Annotated in this window: 23 protein-coding genes and 1 pseudogene; 3 read left to right on the forward strand and 21 right to left on the reverse strand. The window is 46.4% G+C overall.

The genetic code is table 11. The features are described from left to right. Positions 1-227: 227 nt before the first annotated feature. The 5 genes from H8Z82_RS08675 to H8Z82_RS08690 form a co-directional block, all read right to left on the reverse strand. Positions 228-1,787 (reverse strand): glycerophosphodiester phosphodiesterase family protein, encoded by a 1,560-nt coding sequence (locus H8Z82_RS08675; RefSeq protein WP_186994900.1) that lies wholly within the window; start codon positions 1,785-1,787, stop codon positions 228-230. Positions 1,788-1,813: 26 nt separating this feature from the next. Beyond that, the gene (locus tag H8Z82_RS17125) at positions 1,814-1,957 is read right to left on the reverse strand and encodes a hypothetical protein (protein ID WP_019161318.1); all 144 of its coding nucleotides are present in this window, start codon (positions 1,955-1,957) and stop codon (positions 1,814-1,816) included. 12 nt (positions 1,958-1,969) lie between these two features. Continuing rightward, the gene (locus H8Z82_RS08680) at positions 1,970-3,250 is read right to left on the reverse strand and encodes a diaminopimelate decarboxylase (protein WP_186994901.1); all 1,281 of its coding nucleotides are present in this window, start codon (positions 3,248-3,250) and stop codon (positions 1,970-1,972) included. Positions 3,251-3,274: 24 nt separating this feature from the next. After that, positions 3,275-4,147, reverse strand: coding sequence for a hypothetical protein (locus tag H8Z82_RS08685; protein WP_186994902.1), 873 nt, complete (start codon positions 4,145-4,147; stop codon positions 3,275-3,277). A 64-nt stretch (positions 4,148-4,211) separates the two neighbouring features. After that, complete coding sequence (locus H8Z82_RS08690; RefSeq protein ID WP_019161315.1) at positions 4,212-5,153, reverse strand: magnesium transporter CorA family protein; 942 nt, start codon at positions 5,151-5,153, stop codon at positions 4,212-4,214. 249 nt (positions 5,154-5,402) lie between these two features. Here H8Z82_RS08690 and aroC point away from each other — a divergent pair, with 249 nt between their 5' ends. After that, positions 5,403-6,497 (forward strand): chorismate synthase, encoded by a 1,095-nt coding sequence (gene aroC / locus H8Z82_RS08695; RefSeq protein WP_186994903.1) that lies wholly within the window; start codon positions 5,403-5,405, stop codon positions 6,495-6,497. A gap of 111 nt (positions 6,498-6,608) precedes the next feature. Here the strand turns inward: aroC and H8Z82_RS08700 are convergent, their stop codons facing one another. The 12 genes and pseudogenes from H8Z82_RS08700 to H8Z82_RS08755 all read right to left on the reverse strand — a co-directional run bounded on the left by H8Z82_RS08700 (position 6,609) and on the right by H8Z82_RS08755 (position 16,875). Next, positions 6,609-7,676 (reverse strand): lactonase family protein, encoded by a 1,068-nt coding sequence (locus H8Z82_RS08700; RefSeq protein WP_173742961.1) that lies wholly within the window; start codon positions 7,674-7,676, stop codon positions 6,609-6,611. A gap of 262 nt (positions 7,677-7,938) precedes the next feature. After that, complete coding sequence (gene hemL, locus H8Z82_RS08705) at positions 7,939-9,216, reverse strand: glutamate-1-semialdehyde 2,1-aminomutase (protein ID WP_186994904.1); 1,278 nt, start codon at positions 9,214-9,216, stop codon at positions 7,939-7,941. Continuing rightward, positions 9,216-10,199 (reverse strand): porphobilinogen synthase, encoded by a 984-nt coding sequence (gene hemB, locus H8Z82_RS08710; protein ID WP_186994905.1) that lies wholly within the window; start codon positions 10,197-10,199, stop codon positions 9,216-9,218. Before hemB ends, hemL begins: the two co-directional genes overlap by 1 nt. Before the next feature lie 60 nt (positions 10,200-10,259). Next, entirely contained in the window at positions 10,260-11,765 is a 1,506-nt protein-coding gene (gene cobA / locus H8Z82_RS08715) for a uroporphyrinogen-III C-methyltransferase (protein WP_186994906.1), read from the reverse strand. Positions 11,766-11,812: 47 nt separating this feature from the next. After that, complete coding sequence (gene hemC / locus H8Z82_RS08720; protein WP_330607885.1) at positions 11,813-12,739, reverse strand: hydroxymethylbilane synthase; 927 nt, start codon at positions 12,737-12,739, stop codon at positions 11,813-11,815. Next, positions 12,711-13,208, reverse strand: coding sequence for a precorrin-2 dehydrogenase/sirohydrochlorin ferrochelatase family protein (locus H8Z82_RS08725; RefSeq protein WP_186994907.1), 498 nt, complete (start codon positions 13,206-13,208; stop codon positions 12,711-12,713). Before H8Z82_RS08725 ends, hemC begins: the two co-directional genes overlap by 29 nt. After that, complete coding sequence (hemA, locus tag H8Z82_RS08730; RefSeq protein WP_186994908.1) at positions 13,198-14,427, reverse strand: glutamyl-tRNA reductase; 1,230 nt, start codon at positions 14,425-14,427, stop codon at positions 13,198-13,200. Before hemA ends, H8Z82_RS08725 begins: the two co-directional genes overlap by 11 nt. A gap of 231 nt (positions 14,428-14,658) precedes the next feature. After that, positions 14,659-15,024, reverse strand: a complete 366-nt coding sequence (locus H8Z82_RS08735) for a hypothetical protein (RefSeq protein WP_186994909.1) — start codon at positions 15,022-15,024, stop codon at positions 14,659-14,661. A 77-nt stretch (positions 15,025-15,101) separates the two neighbouring features. After that, complete coding sequence (locus H8Z82_RS08740) at positions 15,102-15,296, reverse strand: transposon-encoded TnpW family protein (RefSeq protein WP_186994910.1); 195 nt, start codon at positions 15,294-15,296, stop codon at positions 15,102-15,104. A 43-nt stretch (positions 15,297-15,339) separates the two neighbouring features. Then, positions 15,340-16,170 carry an ATP-binding protein gene (locus H8Z82_RS08745; protein WP_186994911.1) on the reverse strand — a complete coding sequence of 277 codons (831 nt, stop codon included), beginning with the start codon at positions 16,168-16,170 and terminating at the stop codon, positions 15,340-15,342. Continuing rightward, positions 16,151-16,363: pseudogene (locus H8Z82_RS08750) on the reverse strand (phage replisome organizer N-terminal domain-containing protein); the annotation flags it as partial. The gene H8Z82_RS08745 and the pseudogene H8Z82_RS08750, both read right to left, overlap by 20 nt. A 113-nt stretch (positions 16,364-16,476) precedes the next feature. After that, on the reverse strand, positions 16,477-16,875 hold the full coding sequence (locus H8Z82_RS08755) for a cysteine-rich VLP domain-containing protein (protein ID WP_186994912.1): 399 nt from the start codon (positions 16,873-16,875) through the stop codon (positions 16,477-16,479). Between the two features lie 126 nt (positions 16,876-17,001). Here H8Z82_RS08755 and H8Z82_RS08760 point away from each other — a divergent pair, with 126 nt between their 5' ends. Then, positions 17,002-17,280, forward strand: coding sequence for a type II toxin-antitoxin system RelB/DinJ family antitoxin (locus tag H8Z82_RS08760; RefSeq protein WP_005924829.1), 279 nt, complete (start codon positions 17,002-17,004; stop codon positions 17,278-17,280). Beyond that, a complete protein-coding gene (locus H8Z82_RS08765) occupies positions 17,277-17,567 on the forward strand; it encodes a type II toxin-antitoxin system YafQ family toxin (RefSeq protein ID WP_002596328.1) in 291 nt (96 codons plus the stop codon). Before H8Z82_RS08760 ends, H8Z82_RS08765 begins: the two co-directional genes overlap by 4 nt. Positions 17,568-17,644: 77 nt before the next feature. Here the strand turns inward: H8Z82_RS08765 and mobQ are convergent, their stop codons facing one another. The 4 genes from mobQ to H8Z82_RS08785 form a co-directional block, all read right to left on the reverse strand. Next, positions 17,645-19,090, reverse strand: a complete 1,446-nt coding sequence (gene mobQ / locus H8Z82_RS08770; protein WP_186994913.1) for a MobQ family relaxase — start codon at positions 19,088-19,090, stop codon at positions 17,645-17,647. A 186-nt stretch (positions 19,091-19,276) separates the two neighbouring features. Then, the gene (locus H8Z82_RS08775; protein ID WP_019161299.1) at positions 19,277-19,567 is read right to left on the reverse strand and encodes a DUF3847 domain-containing protein; all 291 of its coding nucleotides are present in this window, start codon (positions 19,565-19,567) and stop codon (positions 19,277-19,279) included. A gap of 28 nt (positions 19,568-19,595) precedes the next feature. After that, entirely contained in the window at positions 19,596-20,057 is a 462-nt protein-coding gene (locus tag H8Z82_RS08780; protein ID WP_009296689.1) for an RNA polymerase sigma factor, read from the reverse strand. A 10-nt stretch (positions 20,058-20,067) separates the two neighbouring features. Then, positions 20,068-20,520, reverse strand: a complete 453-nt coding sequence (locus H8Z82_RS08785; protein ID WP_019161297.1) for a hypothetical protein — start codon at positions 20,518-20,520, stop codon at positions 20,068-20,070. Positions 20,521-20,580: the final 60 nt, after the last annotated feature.

The raw sequence follows: 20,580 nt of genomic DNA on the forward strand, positions 1-20,580 counted from the left end.
TAATAATAGTTTCCACGGTGTTTCACTTCCCCTCTACCGGAAAGGTTCGCGGCTCTTATATATTATCACATCTTGTAAGGTCGTACAATCTGTTCTATTATGTAAAACTCGACAAATTACTGTTACAGTCTTAGCGGACTTTATTTTTTCAGTGAGTATATAAGTATACCACATACAGAGAACATCGGAAATAATAAGCCCTTTCTAGAGTGTGTTCAAAAAATGCTCTAAAGCATCTCCTCCATATTTATTTCACATGTGATATAATCCACACCCCAGGTTTCAAATAAATCTGCAATTTTCCGGTCTTTGCAAAGCCATACTGCAACCCCTACTCCCATCTGATGTGCTTTGGGAATATCTTCTTTTTTCACAAAGTTATACATGGTACTTACATCCCAGTTATACTGTGAGCATCGGCGAATGATGCTGTCTGTGATCGGCTCCTTGATCACCCATTGCATTTTATACGGAATTCCCAGTTGTCTCAATGTGATCAGATAACTGTCCCTCAGGGAAATGATCAACGGCTGCTTTTTAGATATAGATAAAAGCTGTTTAAATTGTTTCATCCCATTGGCACTGGGAATCTGCTTGATCTCAATCACAGGTGTCATATTATAGGTATTACAGCAGTCAATATACTGCTTCAGCGTTGGAACCACATTGTTGGGAAACATAGCCGCATTTCTGCCATAAATGATCGGATACTGGCAAAGTTCTGCATATGTCATATCCAGAATATTTTTATCCACACCGCACATTCGTTTCAAGGATGTATCATGGAAAACCACAAGTACACCATCCTTTGTCTCATACACATCCGTTTCCACATAACGGGCTCCATTTTTTCCTGCAATTTCAAAAGCAGGAAGAGTATTCTCAGGAGCACTGGTGGGATCTCCTCTGTGATAGATATATCCGGTATCCGTTCCCTGAGTAATGTCTGTTTCCTTATCTGCCTCCGCTACATATACCTCCACATTCTTCTGAATTGTCCCGTCAGCACCAGCAGCAGTCACTGTAATATTGGCCCTTCCCGCAGATTTACCGATAATCTGCCCCTTATTATCCACAGATGCTACTGTACTGTCGTCGGAAGAATATTTGATTGCAGATAAAACTCCATTTGTAGGAACTGCCTTTACCTCCAGCTGGCTTTTCTCCCCTGTTTCCAGAGAAAGCTGTTTTTTAATGCTGATATCCCTGGCAGCCTTTCCAATTACTACTACGATTTTGGAAACGTATTTGCTGGCACCATAGGAACAACAGGTAATCGTTACTTTTCCTTCTTTAAATGGGACCACTTTTCCATCAGCTGTCACATTTGCAACGTCATAATCAGAAGACGTATATGTAATTCCTTTTCCAAGCTTTTCCGGTTTCAGTGTCAGATCTGAATCTCTGGTGATTTTCACCTGTCCCCGGTAATTCTTAAAGGGTACTGTCTGTATTTTATTATATACATACACCATACAGCTTACAGTTTTTTTGTTCTTTTTAGCAGTGACCCTGGCATATCCAGTCTTTTTCCCCTTTACAATACCGCTCACAACAGACACACATTCCGGTTTATTGCTGCTCCATTTAAATCCGGATGGTTTCAGCTTTACATTATCACAGTAAATATCCATTGCTTTGGACTTTCCTGCTTTGATCTCTATCGTCCCATAAGGCACATAATATTCTTCTGCTGCCTGTACCTGACAACATGGTTTTCCCACCAATCCCACCAAAAATAATCCAAACAGGATTAAAATTCCGGATAATTTCCGTTTCAACTTCATATTTCTCGCTCCAGATTCCATATTAATCATGCAGTTTTCACTGTCTTCTCCATAAAAGCGTAAGAAAACCGGTCTGCAGTTCCTTCCAGGCAGACCGGTATATCCTTATTTTCATAAACTCTCATATAACTGTCTAATTTCCCGATTCCCGGACTTCCAAACAGCTCCAAATCCTTTCAGACTTATTTCATATCTTCCAGCAATTTTTCATAAATCGGAAAACAGTCAAATGTTGCAAAATAATCCTTTGGTGTCTCAGCACGGCGGATCATTTCAAAGCTTCCATCCTCATGAAGAAGAATCTCAGCAGATTTCAGCTTACCATTATAATTGTATCCCATTGCAAAGCCATGAGCACCTGTATCATGGATCACCAGCAAATCTCCCATATCAACCTTGGGCAGATAACGGTCGATGGCAAATTTATCATTATTTTCGCAAAGAGAACCTGTGATATCATACATATGATCACACGGCTGATCTTCTTTGCCCATTACTGTAATGTGATGATAAGCACCATACATTGCCGGCCGCATCAGGTTTACAGCGCAGGCATCCACTCCGATATACTCCTTGTGAGTATGTTTCTCATGAATTGCCTTCGTTACCAGACAGCCATAAGGTCCCATCATAAAACGTCCCATCTCTGTATAGATTGCCACATCTCCCATTCCTGCCGGAACCAGAACTTCCTCATAAACCTTGCGGACACCCTCGCCGATCTCACGGATATCATTTGGTGTCTGATCCGGTCTGTAAGGGATTCCCACACCACCGGAAAGATTGATAAACTTCACATGAGCGCCTGTTTCCTTCTGCAGATCAACTGCCAGCTTAAACAATTCTCTGGCAAGCATAGGATAATACTCGTTAGTCACTGTATTACTTGCAAGGAAAGAATGAATACCAAATTCCTCTGCTCCCTTAGCTTTCAGAATCTTAAATGCCTCAAAAATCTGCTCTGTGGTCATACCATATTTGGCATCTCCCGGATTGTCCATAATATCATTGCTGATCTTGAATAATCCGCCCGGATTATAACGACAGCTGATCACTTTGGGAATATATCCCACTGCTTTCTCCACACTCTCAATGTGAGTAATATCATCCAGATTAATAATTCCGCCAATCTCATTGGCATATTTGAATTCTTCATCCGGAGTATCATTAGAAGAAAACATTACATCTCCCTCTTTACAGCCAATGGCCTTGGACATCATAAGCTCAGTCATAGACGAGCAGTCACAGCCACAGCCATACTCCTGGAGAATCCGGATCAGAAAAGGATTAGGTGTAGCCTTTACTGCAAAATATTCTTTGAAGCCTTTATTCCATGCAAATGCTTCTTTCACTGCTTTGGCATTCTCGCGGATTCCCTTCTCATCATAGAGATGAAAAGGTGTTGGAAACTGTGATGTAATCTCTTGAAGTTTTTCCAGAGTAACGAATGGTACTTTTTTCATAATAATTTTCTCTCCTCTTATGCCCTATTTCTTGTGTATATGTGTATATAAATGATCCTGACAGTATTCATAATTTCCGTTACACTTGGAACAGAAACGGAATTCCAGATTAGGATCATCCTTTTCCGTACGTCCACAGACAGCGCATTTATGCTTGGTAACCCCATTGCTGTTTCCAGGGAAAGGCACTGTTTTACTTCCGCCGTTCACTGCACGCTTGAACTCATTCTTTCTGTGGATTTCCTTGGGATTGTAACGATTGAAATCCCTGCTTCCCAGGAAAAAGATCACAAAATTCAGCAATGATGCAATGATCGGAAGTGCCATAAACCACGCTCCATTCATAAAATATCTGGCAACATCATAGATTACAATCGCAGCATAGACAATTGACATCCACTTCATCTTAATCGGTATTACAAACATAAGTAACACTGTCATGTCAGGATATGTCAATGAATATGCCAGAAAAATAGATAAGCTGATATAATATGTGGAAAAAATAATTCCTCCCAGCCCATCTAATACGCCTCCCATTACAAAATGAAGGATAAATGCAGCGATCACAGTAAAAATCATTCCTGATAATATATATAAGGTAAATTTAAATTTTCCCCAGGTATGCTCCAGAGAAGCACTGATCGGATAATAAAAAAATAAAATCGCGATCACAAACCAAAGAGGTGATGATGTACTTGGCGGATATACGATCCAGGTGATCAACCTCCATACCTGTCCCTGAAGTATCTTCGTAACATTCAGGCTCAGCATTGACAGTGCACCGGGATTAATATACATCAGTGCATATCCCAGCACATAGCTGATGATAATATACATCGTCAGATTCTCAATTCCATACCTTCCATATTTTCGTTCCAGTTTGTCAATAAATCTCATAACTCTCCTTTACTATCCGGGAAATCTGCCACAGTCAGCATCTCTCCACAACCAGTTTCTCTCATCAGAAAAATTTCTTCTTGGACAGAAATATCGCTGCAATGATACTTGCTACTACTGAAAGAATGATCACTATGAGAAATCCCCAGGGTGTCCTGGAAAAGGGCATTCCCACAGCACTGAGGTTCATACCGTAGGCACTGAATACAATAGTCGGAATACTCATGACAATGGTAATTACAGCCAGAACCTTCATGACAATATTCAGGTTATTTGAAATAACCGAAGCAAAGGTTCCCATCATGCTGCTTAAGATTCCGCTATAAATATTGGCCATCTCAATTGCCTGCTTGTTCTCAATAATAACATCCTCCAGAAGTTCTGTATCTTCTGGATATTTCTTAATACTTTCAACCTTCAGCAATTTCTCCAGTACCATTTCATTTGATCTCAGAGAGGTTGTAAAGTATACCAGTGATTTTTCCAGTTCCAGAAGCTCCATCAGCTCCTGATTCCTGGTGGACAGATGAAGCTTTTCCTCAATCTGCTCGCTTTTTTTATCTATAATACGCAGATATCTCAGATACATGCTGGCATTACGGTACAGAATCTGTAAAATAAACCTTGTCTTCATATATGTGAAGAAATTCCGTACCCTGCCCTCCATAAATCTGGTCAGAACCTGTGTATCCTCCAGACAAACAGTAAAAATCATCTTCTGCGTGACGATGATACCAAGAGGAATGGTCACATACCAGTCCTTCTCATTCCGCTCCTCAATGGTCGGCACATCTGCAAGGATCAATGTATAATTATCCTCTACCTCGATACGGGAGCGTTCCTCTTCATCCAACGGAGCGCGCAAATCGTCTACCTCTATCCCAAACTGTTCAGAAATCTCAAATATCTCTGTTGCTGTAGGATTTGTCAATGCAATCCAACATCCCTCCTGAGGTTCCTGGATCTCATGGATGGAGCCATCGATTGTCTTAAAAATCCTTACCACGATTCACACTTCCCTTCTTTTTCTATTACTGCTGTAAGAGTTTACACAGCAGTCTATCTTTCCCCTCATCAGACAGCTTACCCAAAGCTGCCAAAAACACACCATACATTATAATTTGAACATTAATTTTTGTCAATTCCAATGGTTCCGGTTTACAAAACTTTTACACTTCGCTATAATAAAGTCATATATATTCCACATTCATATATATATCACACAAAAATGGCAGTACGAAAGGATACAAAATATATGAGCCAGTCATCATTTGGAAATAAATTTAAAGTAACCACCTGGGGGGAATCCCACGGAAAAGCCCTTGGAGCTGTAGTAGACGGATGTCCTGCCGGCCTCTCTCTCTGTGAAGACGATATCCAGATTTTCCTTGACCGAAGAAAACCTGGTCAGAGCCGTTATACCACTGCCCGCAAAGAGGGAGACCTGGTCGAGATCCTTTCCGGCGTTTTTGAAGGTAAAACTACCGGTACCCCAATTTCTCTGATGGTAAGAAACACTGACCAGCGCTCCAGAGACTACGGAAATATTGCATACTCCTACCGTCCGGGACATGCAGACTATACTTTTGACCAGAAATACGGTTTCCGGGATTACCGCGGAGGCGGACGTTCTTCAGGGAGGGAAACTATCGGAAGAGTTGCAGCAGGTGCCATTGCCTCTAAAATATTAGGTGAGCTTGGCATTTCCATCTGCACCTATACCAAATCTATCGGACCTGTCAAAATTTCTTCTTTTGACAAAGAAGAAATCAACCAGAATGCATTTTACATGCCGGATGCCCAGGCAGCAGCAAAAGCCGGTGAGTATCTGGAAGAATGTATGAAAAACCAGGACAGTGCCGGCGGTGTGATCGAATGCCGCATTACCGGAACACCGGCCGGACTTGGCGAACCTGTTTTTGACAAACTCAGTGCTCTTCTCTCCCACGCCCTGATGTCCATCGGCGCAGTCAAGGCTGTTGAAATCGGTGATGGCATTGCAGTGACTTCCTTAAACGGTTCCACTGACAATGATGGATTCACAATCAAAGATGGTGAAATTGTCAAAACCTCTAACCACGCAGGGGGAATCATGGGCGGAATCAGCGACGGCAGTGAGATTATACTCCGCGCCCATATTAAGCCAACTCCATCCATCAGTCAGCCCCAGCAGACTGTGACCAAAGATAAGGAAACTCTTTCTCTTGAAATCCACGGCCGCCATGATCCGGTCATTGTTCCAAGAGCTGTAGTTGTAGTAGAATCCATGGCAGCAATTACACTAGCAGATGCACTCTTTGTCAATATGAGCTCCCAGATGGACAGGGTTCGGGATTTTTATCGGAAATAATTTCAAATAATCCACACAAAAATACCTTCACCTGAATTCTGAGCTGATCTCAGTTTCAAATGAAGGTATTTTATTATCTGTCTATGTTGCTGATTCTATGTAACGAATCTGTTATTCTTCCGGCACCGGCCAGATTCTGATACAGTTTGGTTCTGTAATCTTAATCGGCTTGCCGTTCATCACAATAATATTCTTCTCATAATCCACTGTAAAAGTAGTCAGTGTATTACTTACATGATTAGCCAGCACCAGATGCTTATCATCCGGTAAAAGCACCAGATCTTTCGGATATTCACCACTGATCGGAAGTGTAAACTTCCTTGTCAGCATACCAGTCTCCTCATCACGCTCAAACATGGAAACTGTATCCTCACCTGCTGTTGTACAGAAAAGATGCTTGCCATCATTTGCAAGAGAAAGACCGGACGCTGCATTATGTGTATCATGAACATCCTTCTTCGCACTTGTCTCAATCGTCTGGATCAGTTCAAACGTCGGAACCTTACCGCTTCCATCATATTTGTAAGCCCTGATCTCATTACTGAGTTCAAAGAGAATATAAGCAAACTTACCATCATCGCTAAAACGAATGATACGCGGGCCGCTCTCTCTCGGACATCTCAGGATGTCTACCAGTTCCAGCTTATTGCGCAATTTGTTGACACGGTAAATCTTCACCTGATCGATTCCGTTATCTACTGCACAGAGATATTTATTATCCGGAGTCGGACGAACACAGTTCACATGGGGACGGAAGTTACGCTCTGCAACACTTCCGAGTCCTGTATGGAATACGCCATCCATCAGGCTTCCAAGTCTGCCGTCCTTATGAGTATGTACAACAGTCACCTTACCGTCATGATATCCGGCAACATAAAGATACTTACCGTCAACATCTGTAGAAAGGAAACAGCCTCTCATTCCATCAATATTTACACTGTTGATACGTGACAGATCACCATTTTTATCACGTTCAAATACTGCAACACCCTCATCCTCGATAGAATAAAGATATTTACCATTCTTTGAAACAGCCATGTGGGAGGCATTACTTACTTCAACACTGCTGCGTTCTGTAAGAGTGCCATTCTCAACATCAACATCATAAACATGGATTCCCTGTCTGGAAGCGCCATGCGTATAAGTTCCCACATAAGCTACATATTTCTTTTCACTCATAATGCTTTTTTCCTCCTGCTGTCCTGAAGTTTATTTATCATCGCTCACTCTGTTCCCGTCTGCTGCCAGTGAGCAATGATGTTTTCGTCCCGATATTGCCGGACGATGTCATACGATAGGAAAATTATAGCACATTTTCCCAGTCAGAACAAGATTACGGGAACGTGATTATGTATTTTTTCCAGTTCATGGGGTACTGTTCACTTCGTTCTCAGGAACACCCTTCGCTACACAGTTCTACACCGGATAAGCGCTCTGCTGTTTATTTAGTAAAATAATTTCTGACAGCCTCCAGTGTCTGGTCTATGATCTCATCTGTATGGGCAACAGATAAAAACATTGCCTCAAACTGTGACGGAGCCATATGGATTCCCTGTGCAAGCATTCCCTTGAAATATTCAGAGAAGGCTTTTGTATCTGAGGATTTGGCTGAGGTATAATCCACAACCTCCTGCTCTGTAAAGAACAGGCTTCCCAGGGAAGATACGTGATTGATATGGTAAGGCAGATTTTTCTCTGCCAGGATTTTCTCCATGCCGCCATAGAGACGTTTTCCTTTTTCTTCCAGATCTTTATAGATTTCCTGGTGCTCATAGAGGTATTTTAACTGTGTCAGTCCTGCTGCCATTGCAATAGGATTTCCGCTTAAGGTACCGGCCTGATAAACCTTTCCAACAGGAGAAACCAATTCCATGATTTCTCTGCGTCCGCCATATGCACCCACCGGCATACCTGCGCCGATGATCTTACCATAGGTAACCAGATCAGGGGTCACGCCAAAATATTCTGCAGCACCGCCAAAAGCCAGACGGAAACCTGTAATAACTTCATCGAAGATCAGAAGGGCGCCGTACTCATCGCAGAGCTTTCTCAGACCTTCCAGGAATCCCTTTTTTGGAGGAACCACACCCATGTTGGCGCCTACAGCTTCCACGATAACAGCAGCAGTCTGCCCGTCAGCCTGCTCCATCAGTGCACGTACACTGTCCAGATCATTATAAACGGCAGTCATAGTATCCTCTGTGCATCCCTTAGGCACACCGGCACTGTCCGGAACACCGCTTGTCATCACACCGGAGCCTGCGCTTACCAGCATGGCATCACTGTGTCCATGATAGCATCCTGCAAATTTAATAATCTTATTCTTTCCTGTAAATCCTCTGGCAACACGGACTGCACTCATAACAGCCTCTGTACCGGAATTTACCATACGCACCATATCCACATGTGGAATATGGTCACAGATGAATTCAGCCATCTCCACTTCGATTGCAGTTGCACATCCGAAGCTGAGGCCCTTTTCACATGCCTTCAGTACACTTTCTTTTACTTCCGGAAAATTATGTCCCAGGATCATAGGTCCCCAGGAATCGATATAATCCACATATTCTTTTCCATCAACATCATAAATATAGCAGCCATCTGCGCGGTCAATAAATCTTGGTGCCATACCGATTGCACCGTAGGCACGAACCGGGCTGTTTACTCCTCCCGGAATCACCTTCACCGCTCTGTCAAATAATTCTTCTGAAGTTCCCATTAGCCGATTCTCCCTTCATCCATACACTTGGCAAGTTCTTTTGCATAATAAGTCAGATAAATCTGTGCACCTGCACGATAAGCACTTACAGCCATCTCGCACATGATACGTTCCTCATCGATCCAGTCCATCTTTGCAGCGGCTTTTACCATTGCATATTCACCACTTACACTGTACGCTGCAACCGGCACATTCACTGCCTTGGATACTTCTGAAACCATATCCAGATAAGACATTGCAGGTTTTACCATAATGATATCTGCGCCTTCTTCTACGTCAGTCAGAGCCTCTTTCATTCCCTCTCTTCTGTTGTGGAAATCCATCTGATAGCTCTTTCTGTCACCAAAGGATGGGGCTGATCCTGCTGCATCACGGAATGGTCCGTAGAAAGCAGACGCATATTTTACTGCATATGACATGATCGGTGCTTCATAATGTCCGTTTGCATCAAGAGCTTCGCGGATTGCACGAACACGTCCGTCCATCATGTCAGACGGTGCTACCATGTCTGCACCGGCCTCTATATGAGAAACGGCAGTCTTGGCAAGTAATTCCAATGTTGCATCATTGTCTACATCATGACCGCAGAGTACTCCGCAGTGACCATGGGAAGTATACTCGCACATACATACATCAGTGATATAGTACATATCCGGGAACTGTTTTTTTGCTTCTCTTAAAGCTTTCTGTACGATTCCGTTCGGATCATATGCACCGCTTCCCACTTCATCTTTGTGATCTGGAATCCCAAACAGCATAACACTGTTTACACCTGCCTTCTGCAGGCGTTCCAGTTCAAAAGGAAGACGGTCTACGCTGTAGCGGAACTGTCTTTCCATAGAAGGGATCTCTTCTTCAATCCCTGTTCCCTCTTTTACAAATAAGGGATAGATAAGGGAAGACTTGTCCATTCTTGTCTCTCTTACCATTTTTCTTAAATTTTCACTGCCTCTTAATCTTCTTGGTCTCTGAATTAAGTCCATGTCTTTTTACTCCTTTTATCAACAATTCTCATAACTGTTCCGTTTTTTGCAGAATAGTTATCAGTTTTCCTGTTTCATCTCTTCCACAAGCTCTATGAGACTTTCGATGGTAGCCTTCTTTGCCATGCGGGTCTGCATACCATAAGCATCTGCTGCAGCTTTGGTCTGTTTTCCGATACAGGCAGCTTTTACCTTCGTATAGTCCAGTCCCTTTGTGCCTTCCACAAAGCCCCTTACAGTGGATGCACTGGTAAATACTACACAGTCCACACTTCCTGTCTCCAGCTCTTTCTTCTCATCGATCAGCCTGCTCTTTTCATAACAGGTTGTGTAAGTAGCAATGTCATCTACCTTCGCACCTGTCTGCTCCAGCAGTTCTGTCAGCTTTTTATTTCCGGCTTCAGCTCTTGGGATCAGGATTTTTTCATTTCCCTGAAGTTCTTTTGCAAGCTCTGCTCCAAGAGTATCTCCGTCATACACACCTGGCACAAAATCAGCCAGCAGGTGATGCTCTTTCAGCTTTTTCTTCGTTCCTTCACCGATCACTGCGATCTTCGCCTGTCCCAGGCTGCGCACATCCATCTCTTTTCTGTCCATCTCGTCAAAAAAGATCTCCACACCTGCAGGACTTGTAAAAATGATCCACTGATAAATATCCAGTTTTTCAAATGCCTCATACAGTCTGCTGTTATCCTCCACAGGTACTGTACAGATAGACGGCAGCTCCAGAACCTCGGCACCTTTCTGACGGAGAAGATCTGCTGTCTTTGAAATATGCTGTCTTGGTCTTGTGACCAGAACCTTCCAGCCTGCCAGAGGAAGCTTCTCATACCAGGAAAATTTATCAGCCAGGGAGCAAACCTTACCCACAACAATAATGGCAGGTGTCTCTATCCCCTGTCTGTCCACCTCTTCCTTGAGGGTACCTACAGTAGCAACCACCCGCTTCTGTCCTGCTGTTGTTCCTTTCTGAAGAACTGCTGCCGGCATATCCGGATCCATACCGCCTGCAAGAAGACCTTTACAGATATCCTCCAGTGCTGCAATTCCCATGAGAAATACCAATGTTCCCTTTGTCCGGGTCAGTGCATTAAAATCTATATCATACTCCTGTCCTGCACGTTTATGTCCTGTAATAATATGTAAGGACGAACAGAAATCCCTGTGTGTCACAGGAATCCCATTGTAAGCAGGAACAGAGATGGGAGATGTCACTCCGGGTATGATCTCATAAGGGATCCCATTCTCAGAAAGGAGCTCCAATTCCTCCCCGCCTCTTCCAAAGAGAAAGGGATCTCCACCTTTAAGTCTTACTACTTTATTTCCTTTTTTGGCTTCTTCCAGAAGAACTTTATTAATGTCCTCCTGCACCATTGTATGGTGATTTGCTCTTTTGCCTACATTAATCAGTCTGGCATGCTCCGGGATCTTTGCCAGAACCCCTTCGCCTACCAGACTGTCATATACTACCACATCTGCCTGCTGCAGAACCGCTGCGCCCTTTAATGTAAAAAGCCCGATATCACCCGGTCCCGCACCAACCAGCCAAACCTTGCCAGCTGCCATGTTTCTTCTCCTTTTTGCATCACAAGAATTTTCTTTTTATAAATTTTTTATCTTCCCTCACAGTCAGATTTCAATTGCTTTGCAAGAACTGTTCCAAGCTTCTCTCCATCCTCTGCTGCACCTCTGATCTGACCTGTAAGCCACTTTCCTGTAGCTTCACTGTAATATAAACCGCGGATAAAGATCTCATCTCCGTCCACCTCTGCAAATGCAGCTACAGGCGAAGAACATCCTCCATCCAGATATTTTACATATGCGCGCTCTGCAGTTCCTGCAATCCAGGCATCCCTGTCACAGTATCCGTCCAGATACCCATAATCCTCACCTTTGCGTCCCTGCACAGCCAGAATCCCCTGACCTGCTGAAGGAATCATCTCATCCGGTGTAAAATATCTGCTGATCCTGTTTTCCAGCCCCAGTCGTTTCAGACCTGCCGCTGCCAGGATCAGTCCGGAATACTCTCCTTCATCCAGCTTGCGAAGCCTTGTCTGCAGATTTCCACGGATACTCTTTACCTCCATCTCAGGATACAGCTTCTTTAACTGAAGAGTTCTCCTTAAGCTGGAACATCCCAGAGGTTTATCCGGATCCAGCTCCGCCACTCCCTCAGGAAGCACCAGTACATCTCTTGGATCCTCACGCTTTGAAAAGGCCAGAAGGGGAAGCTCTTTTGGAACCTCCATAGGCATATCCTTAAGACTATGTACAGACAGATTGCTTTTACCATCCAGCAATGCCCTGTCCAGTTCTTTTACAAACAGTCCTTTTCCGCCCACCTTATCCAGGGTACGGTCCAGAATAATATCTCCTGTTGTTTTCATAGTCAGGATATTTACTGTTATTTCAGAGCCGGCATTTTCTTCACGGTTTTTCTGCTCTATGTAGCTTTTTACCATCTCACTCTGGAGAACTGCCAGCTTACTCTCTCTACTTCCAATGATCACCTCAGTCATCATTTCCCTCCTCATTCTCATCTTCCTGCGCAACCCTCTCCAGGGCATTCTGGATTTCTTCTCTTATCCTGCGCGCTTTTTTATGGTCCAGACCGCTGGCTGTGATTCCCACCACCAGTCCCTCTTCCATATAAATTCCCGGGAAATAAAAATCGCACTGCTCCCTGTCACTGGCTACATTAACATAAACGCCTTCCTGCCTGCAGATCCTATGGATCTCATCATTTAACTTTCTGTCATTGGTAGCTGCGATCACCATATATGCCATCGCAAAGTCTGTACGCTTCACCGGACGTGTGATCAGCTCTACATAACCGGCTTTGCTAAGCTCCATCATCTCCATGGTGACCTTCGGAGCAATGACTCTGATATTTCTGGTGAATGATAAAAGGGTTTTCACTCGACGGGTTGCAATGTTTCCGCCGCCTACAACCACGATATTCTTATCTGATAAATCTATAAACATTGGAAAATACGGCTTATTCTTCATATATTTTCTCCAGTCCTGCCACACACTCAAGGAAAATCTCCTGATTCAGACTGTCACGCAGACCAAAGATCAGTTTATTTACTACTTTTCCTGCTGCCGTATCCACTGCATGGACCAGATTCTGCCTGTCATCCTCTTCCATAGGTGTTTTCTTTAATATCTTTGCAATCCTTAAATTCAGGTCATTGACTGCCTCATCTTTAATATCCTGAATTCTCGGGATCAGGTCTCTTCCATCCAGCCATTGGAAAAATTCATCCATCTGCTCTCTTACGATCGCACCTGCTGCCTCCAGATTTTCCTGAAGTTCTGCAGGAACTTCCTCTATACGAAAGCTGTCCATATCATAAAGTGTGATTCCCTGGATCTTTCCAACAGCTGGCTCTATATCTCTGGGAACTGCCAGATCGATCAGAATCAGATCATCCTTTGTCCGGATTCCCTGGAATAATTCTTCTTTTAATGTAAAATTGGGGCTCGCAGTTGCGCTTACTACAAGGTCACACTTTGGCATATACTCCATTCTGTCACCGTAATTAATACGCTTGCAGCCCAGCGGAATATTCACAACTCCGCTTCTGTACTGACGGATGGTCACTGTCACATCTGCCCCTGCCTCCTGCAAAGCCTGAGCAGCCACCTTACCCATCTCACCGTTACCGATGACCATACAGGTCTTATCCCTGAGAGAATACCCCTTCTCTGCCAGAAATCCAATGGCCTGATGGATCACTGACGGATTTCCATGGGAAAAAGGAACCTCTGTCTTAATCCTCTTTCCTGCTGTGGCAGCCATTCTGAACAGAACCTCCAAAACACCATCTGCCGCAAAATTCTCTCTTGCCAGATTCAGGGCATCCTTCACCTGTGTAAGGATCTGATCCTCCCCTATGATCTGTGATTTCAGACCACTGGTAAGATAAAAAAGATGCTCAACTGCCTCCTGATCCTTACGCTCTACAAAATATTGTCTGTAAGAATCCTCAGTAATTCCCTTTATCCTGCAGAGGCAGTCATAAAGACAGACATCCACCTCATCATCCACACTTGCCCAGACCTCCAGGCGGTTACAGGTGGACAGGATCACACATCCATATATTCCATTTTGATTTTTTATTTTTTCCATTGCTTCACCGGCATTTTTCTTTGTAAATGCAAATTTCGCACGAATATCCACCGGTGCCATATTATGGTCAATTCCAATCATGGAAATACTCATAACTCTAACTCTCCTTCGTATTTCGCCATTCATCAGAAATATCATAATCATTTCCTGTTAAGATGTCAATTGCAAACGCAGAAAAAGCCTGTTCTTTAAAGGATAACGTAACGAGATACAAAAAATGTGAACCAGAGACAAATTGTCAAGGACTTTTTCATCAAATTCACAAAAACCCCACAAAAAAGGTGCCAGAAGCACCGTATGGCTCCTGACACCTCGTTTGATAGATTACATTTTTCCGTTCAGCAGGTCTTTGCAGAGATACGCATAGTCTGGCAGTTGGTTGATATATGGCTCCCAGCGCCGCTTGATTTCGGCCAATTCCAGCGGATTGGCTGCTTCCAGTGCGTGATCGTTGCCCGTCATATATAGAACATCCGTAGCTACATCGTCCAAACACCTGTAACAGAGATCGGCGGCAGATTCGATTCTGATACCGGTATCCACATAGACTGGATTTACGCCAATCGCCAGCCAGACATAGCCTACCTTGTCCGACCAGAGCAGTTCAAAATCAGGGCTTTGCCGCAGATGTTCCGCAAAGACCTCCTTTACTCGCTCAATTTCATGTTTCTCTTTTTCTGTGTAAAGCATTTTCGTGTCCTCCTTGCCAAAAATTTTGGTGCGTACCATCATCAGTTTAGCACAAGACGGCTTCGTTTATCAGTCTGTCACATCTGCTGAATTTCATTTTTGAGTATACGCTTGATTTTATCGCTCATGGTTTCTGTGCTGGTATTGCTGAAATGGACATGAACCTTGTAGGTCGTCTTGCCGATTTTCTTTACCATCGCCGCCGTGTTTTCCGGCGCTCTGGACGCAGTAGCGGCGTCTGCCACCTGCATAGTACGGGGTTCTTTGTTCATGGCGATCCTTTCTCCGAACGGGTCTGTGCCGCCCGGTAAAAAATCAATCGTGCTTACTGTTTACAATGTCTTTTGCTGCCTGTCGGCTAGCACTGGCATTTTCTTCCCGGAAATTCTTCCCGTCAAAGAGGATCGGCGCACACCGTTCCAAAATACGGTCATAGATACGGGCGTGGGCCAGATCAGGCGGGTTTTTCAGCTCGGACAGTTTCAAGTTTGTTGTGATAATCATGGGCCTGCGGCTGCGGTAGCGGCTGTCGATGACAAAAAACATCTGCTCCATAGCATATTCGGTACTGCGCTCTACACCCAGATCGTCATTGATAAGCAGGTCGTACTCGTCAAAGCTGGCGATAAAGTCGGCCTTGTCCTCGGAAAACATCCCGGTCAGGCGGTTCAGAATGGTGGGGAAGTTCGTCATCAGCACCGGCACATCCCGGTCAAGCAGGGCGTTGGCGATACAACCGGCGAAAAAGGACTTGCCGGTTCCCACATCCCCAAACAGCAGCAGGCCAGTATTGTTCTTGTAAGCCTCCTTCCAGTTCTCCACATAGGCGCAGGCCTTGTCCATCAGGGGATTTTGGCCGTTGTCGTTGGCAAAGGTGTAGTCGTACAGATAGCGGTCTTGCAGGCCCTGGGCCTTCTGGCGCTTGATACGCTCCATGCGGCGCTGCCGTTCCTCGGCGGCCTTGCGCTGTTCCTCGGCCTCCCGCTGGCACTGGCAGATACAGCGGGGCATGAAGTAGCCCGGTTTTCCAAAGCATGGCACAACGGTCTGCCTCTGGCCGCCGCACTTCTTACAGTGAATGAGGCCGTCTGCCGGGTCTATGTACTCGTCCCCGGCCAGTTCCACACTGGCGGGTGATGGTGGCAATCATCTGCGCCGTGTAGGGGATATTCTCGTCAAGCTGGAGCCGCCCGCCGTGTTTCAGGGATTTCAGATATAGCTTGAGCAGGATATTGGAGTACAGAACACCGTCCTGCATACTTTCCAGCAGTACGATGGAGTCATCGTCAAAATAGTTCTCTTTGAGTTTCAGGTAGTAATATTTTCGGTTGTCTGACATAGGGTTCCTCCTTGGGGGTTCTCTGGGGATTCTATACGCATTTTAAGGCCGTTTTAGGGGTCGGAGGATAAATCTATCAGCCTGTCTTTGACACCCTCGAAAAAATCCTTGATTTACAAGGGTTTTTCAGCCCCTAAAGCGTGACATTTCTCCCGTTGTTTCCGCTTGCGCTTTGCGGCGTTGATCCGCTTCATGCGTGCGGCACATTCCGGGCAGTATTTGGCCCGGTTGGAACCGGGGGTAAACAGCGCCCCACATACAGCGCATTTCTTCGCATTCAGCCGGTGGAACAGCGCCGTTTCCAGTTCCTTATCCTGCGGCAATACCGCCGCCCGAAACCACCTGTACAACAGGGAGTAGGAAATAGACTGGACACAGACACATTCCTCCCCATCGTCCAGGGCGATACAGTTTCCGTCGATGTAGTTACAGCACTCATGCACCAGCCTCCGCACTCTGCGGTACTGGCAGTAATCCATGACGGGGATAGGTTCAGACTTATTGTTCTTCATAAATGATTTCTTTCATAAAGCCGGTAACCTCCTTAAATGAATTTATTGTTAAATATTCGTGCAAAGTATTGTTTTCTTCGTGCAAATGGCATATACTATAATTGCCAGCAGAAAGGGGTTGATCGTATGGCTGGAAATACCACAAACATCAGTATCCGCATGGACGCAGATTTGAAAGCGCAAGCGGACGCACTGTTTACTGAACTTGGCATGAACCTGACTACGGCGTTTAACATCTTTGTGCGCCAGTCGCTTCGTGAAGGCGGCATTCCCTTTGAAGTAAGGCTGGAACAGCCGAACAAAGAAACGGTTGCTGCCATGCTGGAAGCGGAAAGGATTGCAAAAGACCCGTCTGTAAAGGGCTACAATGACCTTGACGAGTTGTTTGCTGACCTGAAAAGATGAAAGAAACCAAATATACCGTCAAGTACACGACCAGTTTCAAAAAGGACTACAAACGAGCCATAAAGCGTGGCTTGAAGATTGAGCTGCTGGAGCAGGTCGTAGCATTGCTGGCAATGGGCGAACCGCTGCCGGATAAGAACCGTGACCATGACCTATCCGGCGATTGGGCAGGTCATCGGGAATGTCATATTCTCCCGGACTGGCTGCTCGTCTACCGCATAGAAGATGATGTACTGGTGCTGACGCTAGCCCGCACCGGCACACACAGCGACTTGTTCGGCAAATAAACAGTCTGCCGCCGTATGGGGAAACCTGTACGGCGGTTTTTCTGTGTGCAAAAGTATGTCGTGAAACGCGGTAGCCCTTACCGCTCCGGCTCCCGGTCGTGAGACTTGTCCCGTTCCTGTCTGGACAGCTGCTCGGCGGTTTTGCGGAGCCGTTCCACTGCTTTCAAATCTTCCCGCATGGATTTCATGGCAAGCGTGTCCGTCTGCTTTCCGGCGGTCAGCTGGTCGATTTCCCGCTGCCATGCCTTCGGGGTGATTGCTTTACCGCTATCTTTCAATTCTTTCAGATAGCGGGCCGCTGCGTCATACAGGATCAGTTCCCGGCTGTGGCGCTGCTCAAACTGTTCCCGCTTTTCCGGCTTTACTTTGGCAAGCTGCTTGTGGATGGACTTGTACTGGTTGTACTGTTCCCACATCTCCCCGCGTTCGGTAAGAATGGCGATCCGGCGCTCGGCCTTGACGATCTTTCCGCGCAGGTCATAGTAACGGCTGTTCATATCAGCGATTTTTTCATGAAGCTGCTGCATAGACTGGATGCCGTTTGCCTGCAAAAAGCTGAATAGTGCAGCGCTTTCTTGCAAAGCCCGGATTTTGCCGGTGCGGGTGTGGGGAGCGTTCAACTGCTGCTGAGCCTCCCACAAAGCTGTCAAGCTGCTTTGCTGTGTTTGTGGTTTTTCCGTTTCGGCTTTCGACCAGCGATAAAGACGGGTAATGCGGGCTTTGATTTCTTTCAGCAGCTTGTTGTCGGCAGCGATCTGCCGGTTTACTTCGCCCTTGTCGGTGCGGATGCCGCGCTTTTCCATTTGGCTGGCGGCTGGCCCCAGATGGACAGAGGGGATCTTATCAACGCCCTGCCGCTTGTAGCTGCGATGGTCAATGCGCTCCGGTCTGCCGGCAGATTCCAACGCCCGATTGGTGTAGGCCGCCCACGCTGCCCGCCAAATCTCCACATTTTCTTTATCGTTCCAGTCGGTCGTATCCTCTCTGTGATTTTTCCAACCGCCTTTCCCATCCGGGATACGCTGTCCGTTCTCGTCCAGGTCGTATGCTTTGCGGCACTTTGCGCCCCATGCGCCATTTTCTTTCAGGGGCCGGACGGTCAGCATGATATGAACATGAGGGTTGCCGGTTCCCTTGTCGTGGATGGCAAAATCGGCGCACATCCCCTTGTCCACAAAATTCTCCTTCACATAGGCCCGGACAAGGGCAAGCTGCTGTTCCCTGGATAGTTCGCGGGGCAACGCCGCCTCAATTTCGCGGGCAAGCTGGCTGTCCCTGGCTTTCTCGATCTGCTCCACACTGTTCCAGAGGGTGGAGCGGTCTGCAAACTCTGGCGGGGCGTGGGCGGGCAGCATGATTTCCGCATGGACAATGCCGCCCTTCCGGGTGTAATCATGGGTCAGGCCGTCCCATTCATTCGTCAGCTTGGTTCCGCTGCGGTAGGCGGCTGCGGCAACAGCGGAACGGCCCTCGCTGCGCTTGATAATACTGACGGGGATATGACAGAAATCTATGGGGAACACCTCCTTTCAGTGAGGGGATAACAGGCTCTGTGGAGCCGGACAAACGCAAAGCGGGTGTCTGGCTGCGCAGAGCGCACAAGGGGTTTGGGGAGTGTAGCGCCCCATCGCGCTCGGAGAGCGCAACAGCCCCGGCAGGGCGCACGACACCGGCAACGGTGTATAAGTGCGCCCTTGTAAACAAGGGACTTATGGCGTGTCCCCGGATTTTGGCAGGTTTGCAGTCAATTCCGCAGCTCCCGGAAGATGGGACAGGGCAATCAGAAATGCTTTGACCTCTGCACCGGAAAGGTTGGAAGCCAGCGGAAAAATACCCTCCAAAATGGCTCCGCGCTCAATCAAGCGGCGGGTGCGGGCCTTGCGTTCCTCGTTCCGCTGCTTGTTCTCCAAAATCTTCTTTCGGTTTTCAAGCCGCCGAATCTCCTTCAGGACTTTCTCCCGTTCTTCTTTTTGGGGGTGGGCTGTAATTTTTTCGTTCATGTCAGGCACCTCTTTTCTTTGGAAATACTCATAGATTGACCGTCCATTTCTGACGCGCAAAGTACCGGCGCAGCCTCCGCAGTGCGGCATGGATGGATTTTCCCGCCTGTGATGGCGTGATACCCTCCATTGCGGCAATATCTTTCACTTTCATACCCAGCATATAGCGGGCGTGGACACGGCGAGCCTGCATAGGCGGCAGGGAAGAAATGGCTTCGTACAATCGCCGTATCAGTTCTTCGTATTCGGCTAATTCTTCTTTTTCTATCAGGTAGTCCTCCGGCGATGGCTGCGCCCAGCCGATGGCGGCATTTTCGATTCCATCGTTACAATCGAGGGAATAAAACGCCTTATACCGGAACATCTTGCGATCTCTGGCGGCCTCGGCTCTCTTGTCCAGAAGAAACGCTTCGACGATCTCATCGGACACCTCCACAAAAATGTCCTCTTTGCAAAATGGATAATATTGTTTGAGATTGATGGTCTGCATAGGCACGCCCTCACTCTGTTTGGAAAAGGCCATCATAGCAACGGCGCATATTCCGCAGCCCCCGACGGATGGAAACGCTGACCTTGCTGCTGTGGACGCCCTCTCTCCGGGAGATTTCCGGCTGCTTGATACCGGCAATGTAGTAGGCGTGAACACGGCGGGCCTGTGTCGGAGTGGCATGAGCCAGAGCCACCGGCAGAGCTGCTATCAGGTGCAGGCGGGTGGTCATTTCTTCTCGTTCCAGCAAAATATCTTCCGGCGATCTGCTGTGTTCCAGCGCGTAATTTTCCAGCCAGCTGTATGCGTCCAGAGAGTAGTAGGCGCAGTGGTAGACTTTCCGACGCTCATAGTTCTCCATCTCCCGCTGGGCCTGATACATCGCTGCCCATACCTCGTCCGTGACAACCACAAACTCGTCATGCCGGTAGTGGGGATACATCCACCGCAGATTGATTGTTTTCATAGGCTTACCTCCTGAAAATCGGAGAGGCGGGCAGCTTGTCCGCTGTCCGCCCCTCGCTGA

The organism is Blautia difficilis (genome assembly GCF_014297245.1).
GTDB classification, from domain to species: Bacteria; Bacillota; Clostridia; order Lachnospirales; family Lachnospiraceae; genus Blautia_A; species Blautia_A difficilis.

Coding starts and splice junctions, on each gene's coding strand:
- H8Z82_RS08675 (WP_186994900.1), bottom strand. CDS start 1,787: ATGAAGTTGAAACGGAAATTATCCGGAATTTTAATCCTGTTTGGATTA.
- H8Z82_RS08680 (WP_186994901.1), bottom strand. CDS start 3,250: ATGAAAAAAGTACCATTCGTTACTCTGGAAAAACTTCAAGAGATTACA.
- H8Z82_RS08685 (WP_186994902.1), bottom strand. CDS start 4,147: ATGAGATTTATTGACAAACTGGAACGAAAATATGGAAGGTATGGAATT.
- aroC (WP_186994903.1), top strand. CDS start 5,403: ATGAGCCAGTCATCATTTGGAAATAAATTTAAAGTAACCACCTGGGGG.
- H8Z82_RS08700 (WP_173742961.1), bottom strand. CDS start 7,676: ATGAGTGAAAAGAAATATGTAGCTTATGTGGGAACTTATACGCATGGC.
- hemL (WP_186994904.1), bottom strand. CDS start 9,216: ATGGGAACTTCAGAAGAATTATTTGACAGAGCGGTGAAGGTGATTCCG.
- hemB (WP_186994905.1), bottom strand. CDS start 10,199: ATGGACTTAATTCAGAGACCAAGAAGATTAAGAGGCAGTGAAAATTTA.
- cobA (WP_186994906.1), bottom strand. CDS start 11,765: ATGGCAGCTGGCAAGGTTTGGCTGGTTGGTGCGGGACCGGGTGATATC.
- hemC (WP_330607885.1), bottom strand. CDS start 12,739: ATGAGAATGAGGAGGGAAATGATGACTGAGGTGATCATTGGAAGTAGA.
- H8Z82_RS08725 (WP_186994907.1), bottom strand. CDS start 13,208: ATGAAGAATAAGCCGTATTTTCCAATGTTTATAGATTTATCAGATAAG.
- hemA (WP_186994908.1), bottom strand. CDS start 14,427: ATGAGTATTTCCATGATTGGAATTGACCATAATATGGCACCGGTGGAT.
- H8Z82_RS08735 (WP_186994909.1), bottom strand. CDS start 15,024: ATGCTTTACACAGAAAAAGAGAAACATGAAATTGAGCGAGTAAAGGAG.
- H8Z82_RS08740 (WP_186994910.1), bottom strand. CDS start 15,296: ATGAACAAAGAACCCCGTACTATGCAGGTGGCAGACGCCGCTACTGCG.
- H8Z82_RS08755 (WP_186994912.1), bottom strand. CDS start 16,875: ATGAAGAACAATAAGTCTGAACCTATCCCCGTCATGGATTACTGCCAG.
- H8Z82_RS08760 (WP_005924829.1), top strand. CDS start 17,002: ATGGCTGGAAATACCACAAACATCAGTATCCGCATGGACGCAGATTTG.
- H8Z82_RS08765 (WP_002596328.1), top strand. CDS start 17,277: ATGAAAGAAACCAAATATACCGTCAAGTACACGACCAGTTTCAAAAAG.
- H8Z82_RS08775 (WP_019161299.1), bottom strand. CDS start 19,567: ATGAACGAAAAAATTACAGCCCACCCCCAAAAAGAAGAACGGGAGAAA.
- H8Z82_RS08780 (WP_009296689.1), bottom strand. CDS start 20,057: ATGCAGACCATCAATCTCAAACAATATTATCCATTTTGCAAAGAGGAC.
- H8Z82_RS08785 (WP_019161297.1), bottom strand. CDS start 20,520: ATGAAAACAATCAATCTGCGGTGGATGTATCCCCACTACCGGCATGAC.